At 43.2% G+C, this 17,827-nt stretch carries 16 protein-coding genes and 1 riboswitch; of the genes, 8 read left to right on the top strand and 8 right to left on the bottom strand.

Annotation, left to right across the window (positions count from 1 at the left end):
• Nucleotides 1-40: 40 nt before the first annotated feature.
• Nucleotides 41-796, bottom strand: a complete 756-nt coding sequence (locus tag ACI2IW_RS08285) for a TSUP family transporter (protein ID WP_296208159.1) — start codon at nt 794-796, stop codon at nt 41-43.
• 464 nt (nt 797-1,260) lie between these two features.
• On the opposite strand from ACI2IW_RS08285, the gene nhaA reads away from it, so the two are divergent.
• The 3 genes from nhaA (at nt 1,261) to ACI2IW_RS08270 (ending at nt 4,769) form a co-directional block, all read left to right on the top strand.
• The gene (nhaA, locus tag ACI2IW_RS08280; protein WP_102091810.1) at nt 1,261-2,463 is read left to right on the top strand and encodes a Na+/H+ antiporter NhaA; all 1,203 of its coding nucleotides are present in this window, start codon (nt 1,261-1,263) and stop codon (nt 2,461-2,463) included.
• Nucleotides 2,464-2,670: 207 nt separating this feature from the next.
• On the top strand, nt 2,671-3,273 hold the full coding sequence (locus ACI2IW_RS08275) for a DUF2799 domain-containing protein (protein WP_397477769.1): 603 nt from the start codon (nt 2,671-2,673) through the stop codon (nt 3,271-3,273).
• 77 nt (nt 3,274-3,350) lie between these two features.
• A complete protein-coding gene (locus tag ACI2IW_RS08270) occupies nt 3,351-4,769 on the top strand; it encodes an oxygenase MpaB family protein (RefSeq protein WP_404693339.1) in 1,419 nt (472 codons plus the stop codon).
• A gap of 132 nt (nt 4,770-4,901) precedes the next feature.
• Here ACI2IW_RS08270 and ACI2IW_RS08265 read toward each other — a convergent pair whose 3' ends face one another.
• Nucleotides 4,902-5,636, bottom strand: a complete 735-nt coding sequence (locus ACI2IW_RS08265) for a CoA pyrophosphatase (RefSeq protein WP_201579132.1) — start codon at nt 5,634-5,636, stop codon at nt 4,902-4,904.
• Nucleotides 5,637-6,203: 567 nt separating this feature from the next.
• On the opposite strand from ACI2IW_RS08265, the gene ACI2IW_RS08260 reads away from it, so the two are divergent.
• The gene (locus ACI2IW_RS08260; protein WP_101206043.1) at nt 6,204-6,767 is read left to right on the top strand and encodes an NUDIX hydrolase; all 564 of its coding nucleotides are present in this window, start codon (nt 6,204-6,206) and stop codon (nt 6,765-6,767) included.
• Between the two features lie 82 nt (nt 6,768-6,849).
• Here the strand turns inward: ACI2IW_RS08260 and ACI2IW_RS08255 are convergent, their stop codons facing one another.
• Entirely contained in the window at nt 6,850-9,930 is a 3,081-nt protein-coding gene (locus tag ACI2IW_RS08255) for an insulinase family protein (protein ID WP_404693338.1), read from the bottom strand.
• A gap of 291 nt (nt 9,931-10,221) precedes the next feature.
• Here ACI2IW_RS08255 and ACI2IW_RS08250 point away from each other — a divergent pair, with 291 nt between their 5' ends.
• Together ACI2IW_RS08250 and ACI2IW_RS08245 are read left to right on the top strand one after the other, a co-directional pair.
• On the top strand, nt 10,222-10,683 hold the full coding sequence (locus ACI2IW_RS08250; RefSeq protein WP_102091803.1) for a universal stress protein: 462 nt from the start codon (nt 10,222-10,224) through the stop codon (nt 10,681-10,683).
• Between the two features lie 99 nt (nt 10,684-10,782).
• Complete coding sequence (locus tag ACI2IW_RS08245) at nt 10,783-11,244, top strand: universal stress protein (RefSeq protein ID WP_057761630.1); 462 nt, start codon at nt 10,783-10,785, stop codon at nt 11,242-11,244.
• A 120-nt stretch (nt 11,245-11,364) separates the two neighbouring features.
• Here the strand turns inward: ACI2IW_RS08245 and ACI2IW_RS08240 are convergent, their stop codons facing one another.
• Nucleotides 11,365-12,300, bottom strand: coding sequence for a LysR substrate-binding domain-containing protein (locus ACI2IW_RS08240; RefSeq protein WP_404693337.1), 936 nt, complete (start codon nt 12,298-12,300; stop codon nt 11,365-11,367).
• A gap of 192 nt (nt 12,301-12,492) precedes the next feature.
• Between ACI2IW_RS08240 and ACI2IW_RS08235 the strand changes: the two genes are divergently transcribed.
• Nucleotides 12,493-13,605, top strand: a complete 1,113-nt coding sequence (locus ACI2IW_RS08235; RefSeq protein ID WP_404693336.1) for a YeiH family protein — start codon at nt 12,493-12,495, stop codon at nt 13,603-13,605.
• A gap of 299 nt (nt 13,606-13,904) precedes the next feature.
• Here ACI2IW_RS08235 and ACI2IW_RS08230 read toward each other — a convergent pair whose 3' ends face one another.
• A complete protein-coding gene (locus tag ACI2IW_RS08230) occupies nt 13,905-14,114 on the bottom strand; it encodes a cold-shock protein (RefSeq protein ID WP_045453470.1) in 210 nt (69 codons plus the stop codon).
• 243 nt (nt 14,115-14,357) lie between these two features.
• Nucleotides 14,358-14,780, bottom strand: coding sequence for a YbaN family protein (locus ACI2IW_RS08225; RefSeq protein WP_404693335.1), 423 nt, complete (start codon nt 14,778-14,780; stop codon nt 14,358-14,360).
• A gap of 420 nt (nt 14,781-15,200) precedes the next feature.
• A riboswitch (TPP riboswitch) is annotated at nt 15,201-15,317 on the top strand.
• 174 nt (nt 15,318-15,491) lie between these two features.
• On the opposite strand from ACI2IW_RS08225, the gene ACI2IW_RS08220 reads away from it, so the two are divergent.
• Nucleotides 15,492-16,388: an ABC transporter substrate-binding protein gene (locus ACI2IW_RS08220; protein ID WP_404693334.1), complete on the top strand. Its 897-nt coding sequence runs from the start codon at nt 15,492-15,494 to the stop codon at nt 16,386-16,388.
• 82 nt (nt 16,389-16,470) lie between these two features.
• Here the strand turns inward: ACI2IW_RS08220 and ACI2IW_RS08215 are convergent, their stop codons facing one another.
• Complete coding sequence (locus ACI2IW_RS08215; RefSeq protein WP_404693333.1) at nt 16,471-17,097, bottom strand: TIR domain-containing protein; 627 nt, start codon at nt 17,095-17,097, stop codon at nt 16,471-16,473.
• Nucleotides 17,097-17,681 (bottom strand): hypothetical protein, encoded by a 585-nt coding sequence (locus ACI2IW_RS08210; RefSeq protein WP_404693332.1) that lies wholly within the window; start codon nt 17,679-17,681, stop codon nt 17,097-17,099. Before ACI2IW_RS08210 ends, ACI2IW_RS08215 begins: the two co-directional genes overlap by 1 nt.
• Nucleotides 17,682-17,827: the final 146 nt, after the last annotated feature.

Here is a 17,827-nt window from a genome sequence, read left to right as displayed (position 1 = left end):
AGTAAATAATAATAGTTAATACGGTTCTACCAATAGCTAATTAGCCAAACACGTACTTGGTCAACATCGCCAGACAGACCAATACAATTACTGGACGAATCAATTTGCTACCGCCTTTAACCACCATATGTGAGCCAAAATAGGCACCGATGGTTTGTCCAACCATCATCGCTAGCCCCACTTTCCACAGTACGTTGCCACCCAAAATAAAGAAAATTAACGAGCCAATATTGGTCGATAAATTCAATACTTTAGCTGCGCCTGTTGCTTCGATAATTTGACGACCACGTAATGCTACATTGCCAAGCGCAAAAAACATCCCAGTACCTGGACCGATATAACCATCATAAAAACCAATCAACGGTGCCACGACTTTTTGCCATTTGCCCTCTGAGATACGCGGCGCAGCCTCTACTTCGCCAAGCCTAGGGGCAAATAACGTATAGATACCGATAGCCGCGATTAAAAATGGAATGATCTTTTCAAGCAAGTCAGGTGGTGACATCTGTACAGCAATGGTGCCAATAACGGAACCAATAAAAGCGGCGATGATAGCGACTTTGATACGTTGCGGTTTGACGACCCCTTTTCTAATCATAGTAATAGATGCCGCTAGTGCGCCTGATGCCGCTTGCAGTTTGTTGGTACCGAGCGTCAATACTGGTGGGATATTGGCCAGTAGCATGGCTGGGATGGTCAATAATCCACCACCGCCAGCGATAGCATCAATAAATCCTGCCAATGCGGCCACCGCAGTAAGCATTAAAATAATCTCTAACGAGAAAGTTAAGTCCATGACACTGACCTGCAAAATATGATAAGAAGAGAAAAGGAGTTCTGAGATAAGGCTAAAATGTCGTTATCGATAAGCTGACAGCTTACCAGTGCTAGCAAAAGAAATAATGACACGTCGCACAGCGCTGCTCATTATAAAGATAAAACCGTAAAAAAAGCCAAAAACGTAACAAAGTCTGCTAAATTTGTCTAATAACATTCCGAATATACTCAGCCGAATAGCGACTTATTAAAAAGATGTAACGACTTACAACTATTGTGCTCGTCAAATCCTCTTTATAATATTGCTATTGTGAATATAAAAAAGTAGACCGTTGGCAATGGCTCAACGTATTTTGTTGTCTATATTGATAAGAGTATGAGAAACTGTTTCTGTCTATTTGCTACCCCCATATTATAGGTAGCGCAGACATTGATGGATATTTGAGGTTATTTAGTAAATTGTATTTAGCGAATGAGGATGATATGGCAATACGAAGGATTAAAGCATTTTTTGAATTTGAGGCAGCAGGCGGTATCGTCTTAGCATTGGCTGCCATTGCTGCAATGATCATTGCCAACTCCCCTCTTAATGTTTGGTATGAAGGTTTTATTCATGCACCAGTCGCCATTCAGATTGGTGAGTTTGCGATTGCCAAAGACGCTCATCACTGGATCAACGATGGTCTGATGGCGGTTTTCTTTTTCTTGGTTGGATTAGAGCTTAAGCGTGAAGTACTCATCGGTGAGCTGTCCAACGTCAAGCAAATAATACTGCCTGCAGGGGCTGCACTCGGCGGTATGATTATGCCGGCGATTGTCTATCTGCTCTTTAACTACAATGAGCCTGAGTTTTGGAAAGGTTGGGCCATTCCTGCTGCGACAGATATTGCCTTTGCACTCGGTATTTTGAGCCTTTTAGGCAACCGTGTACCCAACTCTTTAAAGGTTTTCTTAGTCTCTATTGCTATCTTTGATGACATTGGTGCGATTCTGATTATCGCTTTGTTTTATACCAGTGAGTTGTCATTAGAGTCATTGGCAGTAGCTGGTTTATGTTTGCCGTTCTTATATGTTCTTAATCGCCGTAACGTCACCAACATCACGCCATATCTACTCATTGGTCTGATCATGTGGATTGCCGTACTCAAGTCTGGTATCCATGCAACATTGGCAGGTGTGGTATTAGCACTGTTCATCCCGATGTTCGACCGCACTGATCCTGAGCACTCTCCGCTTGAAGAGCTAGAGCACGATCTACACAATACCGTCGCCTTTGGTATTTTGCCAATCTTTGCTTTTGCCAACTCAGGTATCTCGCTCGAAGGCGCAGGTTTTGCTGAGTTATTCCACTCAGTGCCGCTAGGTATTGCCGCTGGTTTGTTTATTGGTAAGCAGTTAGGCGTCATGTTCATGTGCTGGCTAATCTTTAAACTTGGTATCTCAACCATGCCAAAAGGTATGGACTATAAGCAAATCTACGGCGCAGCTCTATTGTGCGGTGTTGGTTTTACCATGAGTTTGTTCATCGGTGGCTTGGCGTTCGCTGGCGACACTACTATGTTTGATGAGCGCTTAGGTATTATCATGGGTTCAATCGTCTCTGGTATTGCTGGTTACATCATGCTAAAAATGAGCTTAAAAGACAATGCTAGTGGTACATCGGTCGACTTGACTCGCCCGCATTAATGATTGATGAATGCTGTGAGATGTAGAGCAGTTTATAATGGTACTACTAAGACACACCACCACTTATAAGCTGCTCTATTTTATTTGTATGTACGTTATCGAGATATTTATAAGTGACTTAGCAATTAATAACAAGTCTGCATAATGTGATTGATTGCTAGCATCATTTATTTGTGTTCATAGTTATCACAGCTATCGGAGCTAACCATGTACCGACCTATACACCGCGTTGTACGTCAACTGGCATTGGGGTTATCTGTGTTCGGTAGTATTTATCTGCTAGCAGGCTGTGCAACACTCTCTAAGCAAGAATGTCTCGTCGGTGACTGGCAAGCTATCGGCTATAACGATGGCGTGGCAGGTTATCATTCAGACCGCTTAGCATCTCATACAAAAGCTTGTGCCAAAGCCAGTGTCGCGCCTGACTATCAGGCATGGGAACGCGGTCGTAAACTTGGCCTGCAACAGTACTGCACCATCAATAATGCCTATAACATTGGTAGACGTGGTCGTCAGTTGAACAACGTTTGCCCGATCACTATGGCCAACACATTGCAAGCGGCTAATCAAAAAGGGCTAGATTATTACGCCTTAGACAGTCAATTAGACAAAGATAATCGCCTCTTAGATACTTATCAATCAGAATTCGATAAGCTGGAAAATGGTGACATGCTAGATTTTGCTAATGAAAAAGAAGCTCGTGCACGGCTGCTATCTCTATCTGATGAGATTCGCGATATCAAACGCCGTATCCGAACAACACAGCAGCAATTGGATTCATTGAACCAATCCAGTAATTTTTACGAATGACTGGGATACGAAGCTATCGCAATGCAAGTTTTATGTTCTAAGGCATGTCCTCACTCTGAAAATGGTACTTGATAACTATGGATAAGAAAATCATCAATACGGCAAGTACTCCAACTGACAAACCTGACTTTCCATCATCGAATGCTCAATCATCGAATTCTCAGTCATCGAATTCTCAGTCATCGAATGCTTATCAGCGTCATGGACGTACCACTGCTATCGATGACCATAGTGATTTGCAGGTTTTAAAACGCATTAAACGTTATTTATTACCAAAAGACTTTACGATCTCACCTGCTCTACTTGATGAAATCGTGGCAGGTTACGATATTGGCGATCCACTCGCAGACGCGTTAGCTGCACAGAGCATAAAGTTTGCAAAGCCCTTACAGCATACTATTCTTGGCGATAGTTCAAACAATAATCCTGCGAACAATGGCCTTGTAAACAACGACCTTGCAACCAACCCATCATTTAAAGCGCTCACTGAGCAATTTAGCAGCTATCCTGACTGGTTCGACCCAAAGCTTGCTCAGATAGGTGCGGTTGCCTATCGGCGCTATCCACTCATGCTCATTTGGCTACTGCGTAATGTTGCTCTGATGGCAGGCTATAGCATCCCTGCCCTATCACTGCCGCTCATTCAGACAGGCGCACTGATGCACGATGCACTACCGCGACTGATGCGTACTTATGCCTATATCTTGGCTGTGTCTGAACACCCCTCATCTAATGTGAGCACACGCAATCAAAATAAACCTGTCGAGCAAGTATTAGCCATTGGCTCTGAAGGCTGGCGACAATCGATCCAAGTACGTCAGATACATACCTTGGTACGGCAAAACTTACTCAAAGGTAAAGGCAATGCTGCTACAGGCGTGATACCAAACGCCGAGCGACATCATAACCCTGACGGCAGTTGGAATACTGATTATTGGGGCACCCCTATCAATCAAACCGATATGATTGCCACCCACTTACAGTTCTCGTTACTTATTATGCGCGGTCTACGACTACTGGGCGCACGTATTAGCACAGAAGAAGCCGAAGGTATCCTGCATCTATGGAATCTTGCCAGTTATTGGATGGGCGTTGATTTAGATCGTCTGCCAAAAGATGAGGCCGCGTGTTGGGAATGGCTCTATACCTACCTATCGATTCAGCAGCTAGATTTTAAGATGGGTCAGCCACTGGCAAAAGCATTGCACGATTTACCACGTCAGCTGATGGGTGAAGATAATCGCCGTGGACGTTTTGTTGAAATGGTCAACGCGAGTGTCACTCGGACTTTGGTCGGTGATGATATAGGCGATGGGCTGGACTTACCAAAATCGAAGATACGCTTTGGCGTGTTGTCTTCGGTACCGATTCTTTTTGCGCTCGATACTGCACGGCAGCATAACGCGTCCGTAGCTCATAAGTTAGAAGCATTCCGTGCCAAGCGCCAAGACAATATGAACTGGTGGCTTAAAAAGAACGATGATTATTATAAGTAGATGATTATAGTCATTCCACTATAAAAACATTACTGCGTTAACCTCGTTTGAAGTATCACATATACATCTACACTCGGTTGCCTTGTACTACTTTTAAATTGCATCGACTATATTATAAGTAGATGACATTTATCAGCGTTTGTTTTCTACGCGGTAATACCATTCGAGCTGTCGATCAAACCCTGTTTCTAATAGGTTGGCAATTACCCGTCCTGTTAGCCCCCACACTGTCTCACCATCGACCTGCCAGCTCGGCGTCAGTATGGTAGCCATTTGCTCTTGCATTTTATACTCAATTTCATACTCTACCGTTGGTTGAGTGACTAACGACTCTAAGTCTGCCCAAAAGATACGTGATATTTCTCCCGCTTCAGGTACGAGCACCAAGCCAGGAGCAATGAGTGCCACGATTGGGCGTACGCTCATACCACTTTTTGAAGTTTGGATCGGTAGCTGACCAAGTAATTGGACTTTATTGGGCGGTAGCGCTGTTTCCTCACAGGCTTCACGCAATGCGGTAACGACATTATTGCCATCGCCTCGATCATGTTTACCACCCACACAAGACACCTCACCCGCATGACTGTTCATATGGGCGGCGCGGCGTGTTAATAATAATTTAGGCCTGCGCTCATGAGTAATAGCGACCAGTATTGATGCATCAGCAATTGGTGTCTGATATAGGCTGTCTAACACACGGCTACTATGAGAGGCATTATGAGCCTCGTACATCGCCGGACTTGTCAGCGCATTTAAGGTCTCATGTTGCACTCGCTCGGCTAATTGACGAAGCGTCGGATGACGAATAAAAGTAGGTACAGCAACTGACAGGTTATCGAAGCTCACAGCCTCCGGTGGGAATAACATTATAATTGCCCTATATTTTTATCGTTATTAAGCGGTATCACCAACATCTTTCTTATTTTCTATTATTAAAATCGTGACTAGTAAATAAAACCAACAATCTATCTATCTATTGTTTTCGACCGCTCGATTTATTAGCGGCTTTAACATTAATAATTACTGAACACTCACTAGACTAGCGCAATATAATAGTTGCTGCATGCTATTTATGTGACTGATTCATTGCTTACCAATGCTCAATAAATGCCCTGTTAACCAATAACAGTCAGCCTATATGCGAAATGATGCGTTACTGTTATCGTGATTCTGTCCGTCGATAATATGTGCTATCTTAAGACGATAGCTGCTCTTTAGAATAATATCTTATATAGTCGATCTTCTATAAGTCAGATGCATTTAAGTTAGATGCATTTAAGTTAGATTTATTGTCAGGTCTACGGATCGTAGTACTTGTCTCATCATCCTTATGTCTAACTTATCTCGAAACGATGACAGCAGCACTTCAGAATATAGGTCTTATAACCTATAAAAAACATCATACACAATAACTTTTATAACAAGGTAGTTGATATGCGCTATTGCCTCCAATGCGGTCATGAAGCAGAACGAAAAATCCCACCTACGGACAATATGCCGCGTTTGGTATGCCCCAATTGCCACTATATCCACTACGAAAACCCAAAAGTTATCTGTGGCTCGCTGGTGGTACATGAAGACAGAGTGCTACTCTGCCGCCGTGCCATCGAGCCACAATATGGGCTATGGACGATACCTGCAGGTTTTATGGAAAATGGCGAAACAATGGCTGAAGGCGCAGCACGCGAGAGCTACGAAGAAGCTGATGCCATCGTACTGAATCCGCATCTATACTGCATTTATGACTTGCCAGATATTGGGCAGATCTACTCTATCTATCTGGCCGATCTAAAAGATGGCGCGTATGGTATTGGCTCAGAAAGTCTCGACTGCGCACTGTTTAGCGAAGAAGATATCCCATGGGATACACTAGCGTTTGAAGCCATTCGCCGTACTTTAAAAAGCTACTTTGCTGATCGTAAGCAGTATAACGAGTTGTCAGAATTTCCGATTCATCAAGACAAAATTGGCAAAGATTTGAGTATCAAGCGATATTAGTCAATTACCTAACCACAAAAAGCCAAGCATGATGCTTGGCTTTTTTGTGCTTAACTTTTAATCAAGAACGAACCTAACTGTCTTAGCTCTTTATTCTACAAACCTCAAAGCCTAGACCTTTTACTGCCTCTTCTTTGTCATAAGGCGCTAGCACCGCGCGTACATGCTTTTGACCTTGTAGATATTGCTTGGCAACACGCTGCAAATCAGCGACCGTTACGGCTAATATTGACGCACGCATTTTGCGCTGCCAGTCAACACCGCGATGATGCAGATTTGCAAAGCAGGCTTTGATTGCTTCACCTGCAGGAGAGCCCGGCTTATCCATACCTGAAATAATACCTAAGATAGCTTCTTCCAATTGCTCATCAGTTTGTGGCTCGTTTAATAGCCATTCGATACTGGCGTCAAAGTGAGCAAAGGTTTCAGCACATTGCGGATCACGATAGCTAAAGAACTTAAAGGCACAAGCGTTGGCATCGTAACCTGCACCGCCACCGTAGGCACCGCCGCGCTCACGAATCGCACTGTGCAAATAGCCGTTACGTAAGTAAGGCGCTAATACCATTAGTGCAGCGGTATCAGGATGGTCAGCAGCAGGTACAGTATAAGCACTGGCGTTATGATATACGTTAGTTGGTACTAGCCATGCTAGATCTGCAACATCTAGCACGTCGTTTTTAACATCGTCGCCATTCTCTAACGTCTTACCCGCATCAGTCGCACCATTTAACGCAGTATCTAATTGCAGATTCGCAAATTCACTTGGGATATTTGCTGCCACGTTCGTTAGATCGTTAGAAGCCGTCGTCGCTTGGCTGTTTTTCCAGCTATCAACGATTAAGCTACTCAAGCGTTCGGTTTGCTCTGCTTCACAGATAATAACGGCATGCTTAGGCAAACTGATCAGACGTTGATGTAAATCCATCAAGCTCGTAGCCAACTGATCCCACTGGGTATCATCTGTACTAGCATGTGCCAAGAAATCTTTAAGTGCGTTCAATGCTGGTAGACCACTGCGCACATATTCCAACTGCGCTTGACGACTCATACCACGACTGGCCGTTTGCATGGCATAAGAATGCCCTGAGCCCGCTAGGTTTGACTGCCAACCTGCTTGACGCTGCTGCAAGATTTCTTTGATACGGTCATGCTCAGAGAAGATACTATGCTCCATGACTTCTTTGAGCAAGTCAATCGCTTCAGGCTTGCGATTCAGCGCACGCGTTGCCACCACAAAATAACTGCTAATCGCTTGGCTATCATCAACATTGGTACGTTGACTAATACGAGCGGTCACACCAGAAGAATGCGCTGCTTGCTTAGCTTGCATCTCATGAGCGCTAAGCGAGTCAGTACCTAGCTCAGACAATAGGCTTAAATAAATAGGCAGCAATGGATGATTAATCACATCATTGACTGGTAGCTCATCTGCGCTCGCATTACCGATGGCCTCAGTGAGTGGGACAATCACTTGATAATAGTAGATGCCATTGGTGCCAGCTTCATACTCAAATAGCGTGCTGTCTTGCCCGCTCAAACGCACCTGCTTTTGGGTGCCTTCTTTAAAGCTGATATCCGTTGGGACGTCTTCTAGACCTACCTTTGGTAATAAGCTTAAATCATCTGGCGCAGCTTGACGTGCAGCCAAATCTAAGGCTTGTTGCTTCAAGATAGCCTTATCATCAGCAGTCAAATCCATCGCGATAGTATCTAAACGAGTCTGCTCAGCTGCTGCCAAACGGGCTGTTTTTTCGCTATCAGGGGTCATCGTTACGCGTACACGATGCTGATTGTCCAATAGATGCGTTTTAATCAAGTTCGGTAGCCACTGTGGATCGACGACTTGCTCACGTAGCCACTGTAGGTGCTCGTCTACTTCCCACACATCGATAGGGTTGCCGTCATGAATAGCGGTACTAAAGCCCTCTAGCATAAGGTTTAGACCATAAGGAATGCTATCGCCACCAATGTGACGCTGATCAATCTCAATCTGATGCAGAATGGTTTCGATTGTCTCATCATCAACTGGTGAATTGGCTACTTCGGTCAGTAAGTCGATAATACCCTGCTCTACTGCTTCAGCATGTTCAGGGTTAGAGCCGCGCAGTCCCGTATAAAAGACCATCTCATAATGACTGTCATCAAGACCCAATAGCGGACTTGGCGCTTTACCTAGTGGATGACTGTCAAGATAAGCACGCAATGGCGAGCCTGCATGCTCAATCAATACGCCTTCTAACAGACGCAATGCCAAACGCTGCTTAGGATCGGTAATTGATGGTAGTAACCAAGCAACCACGTGATGCGTCTGATCTGGCCCCGCTTCGTCAGCAGTATAAGTATCAACCGCACTGATTGGTGCAGACAAACGCTGCTCTGGACGCGATACATGCTTTTTGCCTGCTTCAAACTGAATCAAGGCATCTTCGTGTATCTTCGCTTGCGTCTCAGCAACAGGAATATTACCGAAGCTCATGATGACGCTGTTTGACGGATGATAATGGCTCTGGTGAAATTCGGTCAACTCAGTATGTGTCAAATCAGGGATATCAGCAGGATCACCGCCTGAATTATAATGATAGGTCGTCGTTGGGAACAGATGATGAGCAACCGTATGATATAGCTGATCAATCTCGCCACTCATGGCGCCTTTCATCTCATTAAAAACGATACCTTTAAACTGCGGCTTATCATTTTCGTCAAGCTCTACGCGAATGCCTTCTTGGGCAAAATCGAGCGGATGGATATTGGGGAAAAACGACGCGTCTAGATAGACAGCGAGCAAGTTAAAATAGTCGTTTTTGTTTTGCGTGGCATACGGATAGGCAGTCCAATCAGCGGCGGTCATCGCATTCATAAACGTGTTTAATGAGCGTTTAATCATTGAAAAGAACGGATCACGGACAGGGAATTTGTTCGAACCACATAATGCCACGTGTTCTAAAACATGCGCCTCGCCTTTTGAATCCATTGGCTGGGTGCGAAAACCGACCAAAAACGCATTTTCATCACTTGGGTGTGCCAGATGATAATGCATCGCTCCTGTTTTTACATGCTGACTGATCAGCACATCCATCGATAGCGCCTCAATATGGCGATGCTCAATCAGCTCAAATGCTGGATGCAAGGTTAAATCAGCAGTAAATGGCGTGTCCGTCATAGTTATCCTTATCGCTTATTATGCGTATAGTGCCCTGACTGTCAGGGAAAATAGAGTAATAAATTGGCTAAAAAAGAGTTGGCTTAGCGCTATTAGTGGGGCTGCGACATGGATAAGTCAAGGCAGCAGCCATGCAATAATCCACCACATAACCTACGCGGCTAGCAACTTTAGCTATTAAAGCCTTATAGTTACAAATTCATTAATATCCACAATTTTATTATGGATTTATTACTTAACAAAGGTGATTTGCACTGCTACTATAAAGTTAAATACTAGTAGGAGTATCTTATGAGCTACCAACACGTTTTACTGGTCACTGACTTACTATCCGATGCGGACAAAGTGGCGCTAAAAGCCAAACGTATTCTCGCAGGCTCTCCTGAAGCCAGACTGTCCGTCTTGCATATAGTCAAAGATGACATGGTGCGATTTGGTTATGAGCTTGTTCCTGCCTCTAGTCTCTCAGGTGATGTCGATAGTGAAAAGTGGCAAGAAGCACGGGCTAAGCTGGCGCAATTTTTGGCACGTAATGAGCTGGAAGCGATCAACTCTGAGGTCACCGCTGCTATATCTAATAGCAAAGGTATCATTAATTACTGCCGTGAAAAAGACGTCGATTTACTTATCATTGGACGTCATGAGCGCCATGGTATTGCTGCTTGGTTGGTAGGAGCCACTGCCGATAGTATCTTGCCAAATGTCCCTTGCGACAGTTTAGTGGTGAAGCTTGATCAGCCTGTATTAGAATAATTGGCATTACTCCAATCCGCTGCTAAAGACGACAAGCTTTACTTAACAGCGCCCTAGAGTAGTGCTATAGTAAATACTATCTGACATGAGGAAGACGCTATGAGTTACGAACATATTTTACTGGTCACCGACTTACTCTCTGATGCAGATATAGTCGCCCAAAAGGCCAAGCGCATCGTTGAAAACCGTCCAGGCTCTAAGCTATCTGTTTTGCATATTGTCAAAGACACCATGGTTGGCTTCGGCTATGAGCTGGTGCCTGCCTCTAGCCTATACGATGAGATTGATGATGAACGCTGCCAAGAAGCACGTGCAAAGCTGGCGCAATTCCTTGAACGCAATCAGCTAAATGCAGCAACGTCGGAAGTCACGACGGCCATTTCTAGCAGTGAAGGTATCGTCAGCTACTGTCATAAACACGATGTCGATCTATTGGTCATCGGACGTCATAAGCGTACTGGTATCGCTGCATGGATCAGTGGCGCGACAGCAGATAATATCTTGCCCAATGTACCTTGCGACAGCTTTGTAGTGCGACTGGACAAGCCTGTTTCAGCATAACAATACGCTTTGATTGTCTTATGTCATCTAGAGCATATCCTAAACAAAAAAGCGCAGCGTAAACTACAACGCTGCGCTTTTTTATGGCTAATAGATTTTAGGTTCATACAATCTCATCATTTAATCTTGTTGAATAATATCTATAAAGGTTTGCCAAATTGGGCTCTGGTGCCGAGCTTTGTGCCAGACCAGCCACCATGTACGCGATAAATCAATTCCCGCTACATTTACTTGTACCAGCTCACCTGTCGCCAATTCCGTCTCAATCACATGCTGCGATAGACAACCAAGACCAATATCTGCACTCACCATGTGTTTGATGGCCTCAGACTGATGTATCGCCTTTACCACTTCTGCATTGGGTAGATACTTAAGCAGTTGCTCGTCGATAATCTGCCGTGTGCCTGACCCTGCCTCACGCACCAGTAACGGCAACTGCGCTAGCTGATTAATACTCATCTGATAGCAGTCCTCGTCTTCGCTATAGGTAGCTATACCCTGTAGCCACTTGCTATCGCGCTTGGCAAATACCACTAGCGTATCGGTACGCCATTCACGCTGCTCAATGGCTTTCATATCTACTGGACGCGGCATTCCTTCTACCAGCGCGATATCGATATTTAGTTGCTCAACCTCGCTCACTACCTCTTGCGTATTGGCAATATACATATCGACATTGGCATCGGGCAGCGCCTCATACAGCTTACCAAGTAAAGATGGCAGCACGTAGTTGCCGATAGTGGTACTGGCACCGATGTGAATCTGTCCTGCTTGATACTGATGATAATGCTCAAGCGTGAGCGACTGCCCCAAAATTGCTTGCGCTTGCACATAAATGGGATGGGCATTGGGATGCTGATTGAGCCTACGCCCAACGCGCTCAAACAACGGCATTTGCAGTCTAGATTCAAGCTCAGTCAGTGCGCTACTGACGGCTGACTGTGATAAATGCAGCGCTTCACTGGCACGACTGGTGCTGCCTGTCTGATAAATACTCACAAATACCGCCAATTGTTTTAGCGTAATCTTCGGTAGCGTCTGCATCGCTTTTTTCATTAATCAATGACACCTTATGCCCGTCTTTTAGGACTAATCTTTTAATATCAAACGGTCAATACAACCCTATTAACCCAAATTTTCGATAGTTTGTATCTTATTAATCTGTTTTTATTATAGATCAGCTTATCTTATACTGTCTATTCATAAGTTTATGCTTATGTCGATTAGCAATAATAGGATAGGTTTGTCATGCATGCTTTTGCCCACTCAGTGAATCGTTACTTTCCAAACAATCGGCACTTAGCAGGATTGGTCGTGGTGCTGGTCGGTAGTTTATTTTGTTTATGGCTCAATACTGGTCTAGACACTTGGTCAAACGGGCGCATCGTCGGACTGTCCTCTTTAACATTGGCAATTTTGCTCGGTATGGTCTTAGGCAATACGGTATACCCTAATTTCGCTGAGCAGCTCAATGCTGGCGTATGCTTTGCCAAAGGTCAAATCTTGCGCTTAGCCATTATGTTTTATGGGTTTAAGCTAACCATGACCCAAGTGGCTAGCGTGGGTATGCCAGCGATTATGACGGATGCACTGGTACTGACATCGACTTTTTTATTGACCTATTGGCTGGGTACGAGATGGCTAAAAGTCGATAAAAAAACGACTATATTGATTGGTTCAGGCGCTAGTATTTGCGGTGCTGCTGCGGTCATCGCCGCAGAGCCAGTGGTCAACGCGCAAGCCCACAAAGTCACTATCGCCGTGGCGACTGTGGTGGTGTTTGGTACTATCGCGATGCTGCTGTACCCTTTTTTATATCATCTCGGTTGGTTACAGCCTTGGCTCAGCGCCCAGCAGTACGGCATCTATACTGGCTCGACCATACACGAAGTCGCGCAAGTCGTGGTAGCAGGTAACGCGATCAATCCTGAAGTTGGCAATACAGCCGTCGTGACCAAGATGATACGCGTCATGATGCTCGCGCCTTTCCTGCTTGTGTTGTCTTTTGCGCTAACCAAAGATCGCACCGTAAATGATGCCGCTATAAAAAATAAGAGCAATAAAAACGAGACAGCGTCATTTATGACCCGCGCCAAACAAGTCAAAGTGCCATGGTTTGCGTTTATCTTTATCGGCATTGTGTTGATACATACTTGGGTGCCGATGTCTGAGAGTATCGTACGCAGTATGGTTATGTTGGATGATGTACTACTTACGATGGCCATGTTTGCATTAGGTCTGACCACTCATCTGAGCGCGATCAAGCAAGCTGGCGTTAGACCGCTTATCTTGGGTGCTATTATGTTTGGTTGGTTGATACTGGGCGGTGGTCTGATCAATATCGGCATTAGCTTTATATAATAATTCGACTGTTGATTTTTAGATTTTTACTTCACTGAATAATATAGAAGGCCTCCAACTATCATGGTCGGAGGCCTTTTTGCATTGGTCGCGGTCTAATATGATTAGTCAAAACCTTTAATATTTGATTAGTACTAATTTTAATACCAGTGTCTTAGATACCAATCTCTTAAGTACTAATGCTCTAAACACTAATACTGTAAATACCAAGTCTCTAAATACTAAATAGCAGACGAAAAAAAACGAACCCGAAGGTTCGCTTTTCTACATCTATTCATCTATCTGTCTATAAAGACAAATTAGATAGCAACGATGTTATGTGCTTGTGGGCCTTTTTGGCCTTGAGTTACAGTGAACTCAACTTCTTGGCCTTCAGCCAAAGTTTTGAAACCTGAACCAGTGATTTCGCTGTAATGAGCAAAAACGTCTGCGCCAGTTTCTGGAGCGATAAAACCAAAGCCTTTAGCTTCGTTGAACCACTTAACTGTACCTTTTTGAACGTCTGACATAGTATAATCCTACTTTTAAATTTATTAATGGTCTAGTGACCGGTAACGCTTGCAAATAGCTACTGAACGATAAATATTAAAACGAAGGATTATAACTAATACTACGAGGTAATGATTTGGTGCAGAACTGCTCTTAAGCTTGGGCGTATTATAAGGGGTACATCCCAGTATCGCAAGTCTTATCTCATGTTTCGTGTAACCAGAGCCGTTTATTGGCTGATTTTGGCGCAAATTGCAACGGATTTAGGCATTTGGTAAACGGAACAAATATATCGCTACCCCACTACAGACAGCGGCTACCGCCCATGCCATCCACATCATATCGGCAGGCAAACGATAAAATAACATAATTGTCGATGCTGCCATCATAATCGTCGCTAAACACTTGGCATAAAGCGGAACGGCATGATTTGCTTCCCAATCACGGACAAATTTACCAAAGTATTTATGATTAATCAGCCAAAAATGAAAGCGTCGAGAACTACGCGCCCAGCAACCTGCTGCTAGCAAGATAAAAGGCGCGGTGGGCATCACTGGCAACAATATACCGATAATACCTAAGATAAAAAACAGCCAACCAAGCGTCACAAAGGTCCAACGCAGCATTGGGCTTTTGGATTGATCAGTCTTAGGTCGGTAATAGAACGCTTTTTTATTGTCGGTCATATAAGTTGTCGGTCGTGTAAGTTGTCAGTTATGCCAAATGTCAATTGTTTAGAGTAGCGCCTATTATATAAGCAGCGGCATAGAAGGCTAATCATGCAATATCGCCCGTCTGCGCACAAGACTATTTATATAAGGTTTTGCTATTGATAGGTATGTTTGGTTAGTAATTGGGTAAGTACCAATGATAAATACTGCACTCTTTTATTAACATGTCGATTGAAAGCGCTTATAAATAGCCGTCACAAATGAGAACTGTTATAAAGAGCGGTTAACGAACACCAGTCATCACCTGCCATCGTCTTTCCCGATACGCTTGCATCCCATCTTGTAAGTCGTCTATGATGACGCAGTAGCTATCGATAATAGCCATTAGCAGTACGGATTCATGAGCAGTACTGATCAAAAACAACGTAATAACAATCAATCTTGTGGGGGTGCTTTGATTCAATGCTGTATATACAGCCCACATCATCGCTGAGACACACCCGTGAACCTGAAGCAGTTAGCACTGACGTAGGAAACAAGCGTGACATACCCTCAGAGGTCTATAAATAAGAGCAGTCTATAGATGATGTACTGGTAGTAATGACCATATCAAGCGCCGAGCATCTAACAGTTAGCATCGAGACTTCACTTTTCTTATTTGGCCTTTCTTGTTTTACTTTAATAGTATCAGTCTGATTGTTTTCCATACCTAAAAAGGAAACAACCATGCAGCCGACCACCAAACTTACACTGACCCTCGAATGGTTTTTAAACCCTGATCATCTACCCTTTATCGCTGGTGTGACCACGGGCGCATATGAGCAAGCAGGGCTTGATATCACTATTATCGAGCCAGATGACCACTATGATGGCTTTGCCGAATTACAGAACCAAAGTATCGACCTGCATGTGAATGAGCCTATCCATCTGTTTGAACATTACGCGCCTAATCTACGTGCGCTAGGCTGCTTTTTTGAGACCGATGGCGGCATATTGATGCAACGCGCTAGCATGGATAAATTAAAAAACAATCAACCGATTCGCATCTGTACCCCTGCTGCTGAAGAAAAAACCAATCGTATTGGCTTTGAGATATTGACGCGCTATGCCAAAAAAAACGGCTTTAGTATCAGCCGTGATAATGTGAGCTTTGTGCAAAAAGACTTTTATCATATAAAAAATCTGCAAGAAGATCCAAGCCTCGATGGCGCATGGCTATGCTTTTATAACTTTGAAGGTGTTGAGGCAACTCATGAGGGTCTAGAGTTTGAGTTTATCGATCAGCATCTGTCACCTTATCCGAACTTTTCGGCGTTAGAGATTCTGACGACTGATGAGATCTATAGCGCGAAAAAGGACGCGATAGATACCTTTATCCAAGTGACCAACCAGATGACGGAGCTGTGTAAAAACGAGCCAACCACTGCCCACCGTATGTATTACGACTATAGTAAAACCGAAGCCGATGCGCTGATGGATGCCATCATCGATAATACGCTAGGTAGATTGATCACGCCGATTAAGCCTGACGCAAATAAATGGGAAGAACTGCGCGAGATGTTAGCCGAAATCGATATCGTGACCTTGACTGATGAGCAGTATCAATCGCTGTGGGCGCTATAGAGATTTTAGCAGTTAAGATATTTTAAATAACAAAAAACCGCCATGGCATTTGCTGTGGCGGTTTTTTATTAGATCAGCTTGATCAAACAGACTTCGATATTTCGTATTTATCTATGTTTTGCCTTATTTCTAAGGCTGCTTCAATCCAGCCATTATAATTACTTGTGAACTGTTCCCATGTAGGCATTAATATATAGGATTCGGAACAACCGCTTTTGAACATATTTGATGGATAACTGTATTTTAAATTATTTCTATTCTTATTGATGATTTCAAATCCAAAATTTGAAAGCCTTGCATACTCATAGCTTCCATATCTATCAGGTAGAATAATAGCTAATATTGCATTAGGGGTACTACTAATAGTATTACGTGTTTTTCTTTTCAAAGCATACGATATTTCCCAAGGTATCCATTGATCTCTTTCTAATTTAAAGCTTTCTTTCATATTCGGAGAAATTAGAACTAAAGTAATAGAACTATCATATATCTTATCGGATAGCTTACTTCTTATAGCATCATTTTTAAAGTTTGCAAGGCTTTCATTATTGTCCTCACCTTTATATATATGATCACCAGTGTTTTCAAAATGCTCCTGTATTATATCTACATACGAACGAGCTGTAGTTGGCAGATAATATGTAGAACTACTCAAGGGTTGGACATTACTATCACTATGTTTGTATGATATAAAAATCTTTTTAGCCATTATAAATAATCCTTAAACAGTCTATAGAATAAAGCTATATAGGCATAGTCATCTTTCAAAGAATCATCAAAATCGCCATTCTCATAAATTCCTAACGCAGCAGCTCCTGTACTTGCCATTGGAAGTACCATAGCTTTAGGATGAGACTGGGTAAACAATTCAAATTCTTCTTCTACCCCTTCCATGCCACCTACAAAAATACCAGCAATAAAGTCATTATTAACAATCATCTTTTCGCGCATCAAAGCCAAGCTTTCATCGCAACTTCCAATATTATCCGTAATAATAAGAGATTCAGAAAATGACTCATTCTCTACAGGAAACGTTGGTCTGAAATAATCTGACTGGTAAAGATGTACGTGCTCTTTAATATTTACATCTATACTCTCTAAGACTGAGCTTATTAAAGGTGTAATGGATGGATGGCCACCCCAGACTAGACGAAAATTAGGTAAAATAATTTTGGCTAAACTACTAACACAGTCTCGAATAGCAATCACATCGGCTGTTTCATAATATGAAGGATTACGTTCCACTAATGGAATACTTGCAGATAAAAAAATCTGTTTTAATTGTTTATCCATGTTGGCACCTCTAAGATATTTAATGACTTTATCACTAAACTACTGTCTAACTGAGCTATGCTGAAAAAACTATAGAACCAAACTTGGTAAACTAAGTGTATTAACAGGAGTTTATCATGACTAAGAAAGTCAGAACCTACAGTGCA

Origin of the sequence: Psychrobacter sp. NPDC078501, assembly GCF_044900935.1 — a bacterium.
Taxonomy (GTDB): Bacteria; Pseudomonadota; Gammaproteobacteria; order Pseudomonadales; family Moraxellaceae; genus Psychrobacter.
Note: the sequence above shows the minus strand (reverse complement) of the source record. Positions and strands in the feature narration are given on the sequence as shown.

What these genes read in the sequence shown, in the direction of transcription:
- ACI2IW_RS08270 (WP_404693339.1), top strand. Translation starts at nt 3,351, where the DNA reads ATGGATAAGAAAATCATCAATACGGCAAGTACTCCAACTGACAAACCT.
- ACI2IW_RS08210 (WP_404693332.1), bottom strand. Translation starts at nt 17,681, where the DNA reads ATGGATAAACAATTAAAACAGATTTTTTTATCTGCAAGTATTCCATTA.
- ACI2IW_RS08285 (WP_296208159.1), bottom strand. Translation starts at nt 796, where the DNA reads ATGGACTTAACTTTCTCGTTAGAGATTATTTTAATGCTTACTGCGGTG.
- nhaA (WP_102091810.1), top strand. Translation starts at nt 1,261, where the DNA reads ATGGCAATACGAAGGATTAAAGCATTTTTTGAATTTGAGGCAGCAGGC.
- ACI2IW_RS08240 (WP_404693337.1), bottom strand. Translation starts at nt 12,300, where the DNA reads ATGAAAAAAGCGATGCAGACGCTACCGAAGATTACGCTAAAACAATTG.
- ACI2IW_RS08245 (WP_057761630.1), top strand. Translation starts at nt 10,783, where the DNA reads ATGAGTTACGAACATATTTTACTGGTCACCGACTTACTCTCTGATGCA.
- ACI2IW_RS08220 (WP_404693334.1), top strand. Translation starts at nt 15,492, where the DNA reads ATGCAGCCGACCACCAAACTTACACTGACCCTCGAATGGTTTTTAAAC.
- ACI2IW_RS08225 (WP_404693335.1), bottom strand. Translation starts at nt 14,780, where the DNA reads ATGACCGACAATAAAAAAGCGTTCTATTACCGACCTAAGACTGATCAA.
- ACI2IW_RS08275 (WP_397477769.1), top strand. Translation starts at nt 2,671, where the DNA reads ATGTACCGACCTATACACCGCGTTGTACGTCAACTGGCATTGGGGTTA.
- ACI2IW_RS08265 (WP_201579132.1), bottom strand. Translation starts at nt 5,636, where the DNA reads ATGTTATTCCCACCGGAGGCTGTGAGCTTCGATAACCTGTCAGTTGCT.
- ACI2IW_RS08260 (WP_101206043.1), top strand. Translation starts at nt 6,204, where the DNA reads ATGCGCTATTGCCTCCAATGCGGTCATGAAGCAGAACGAAAAATCCCA.
- ACI2IW_RS08250 (WP_102091803.1), top strand. Translation starts at nt 10,222, where the DNA reads ATGAGCTACCAACACGTTTTACTGGTCACTGACTTACTATCCGATGCG.
- ACI2IW_RS08215 (WP_404693333.1), bottom strand. Translation starts at nt 17,097, where the DNA reads ATGGCTAAAAAGATTTTTATATCATACAAACATAGTGATAGTAATGTC.
- ACI2IW_RS08255 (WP_404693338.1), bottom strand. Translation starts at nt 9,930, where the DNA reads ATGACGGACACGCCATTTACTGCTGATTTAACCTTGCATCCAGCATTT.
- ACI2IW_RS08235 (WP_404693336.1), top strand. Translation starts at nt 12,493, where the DNA reads ATGCATGCTTTTGCCCACTCAGTGAATCGTTACTTTCCAAACAATCGG.
- ACI2IW_RS08230 (WP_045453470.1), bottom strand. Translation starts at nt 14,114, where the DNA reads ATGTCAGACGTTCAAAAAGGTACAGTTAAGTGGTTCAACGAAGCTAAA.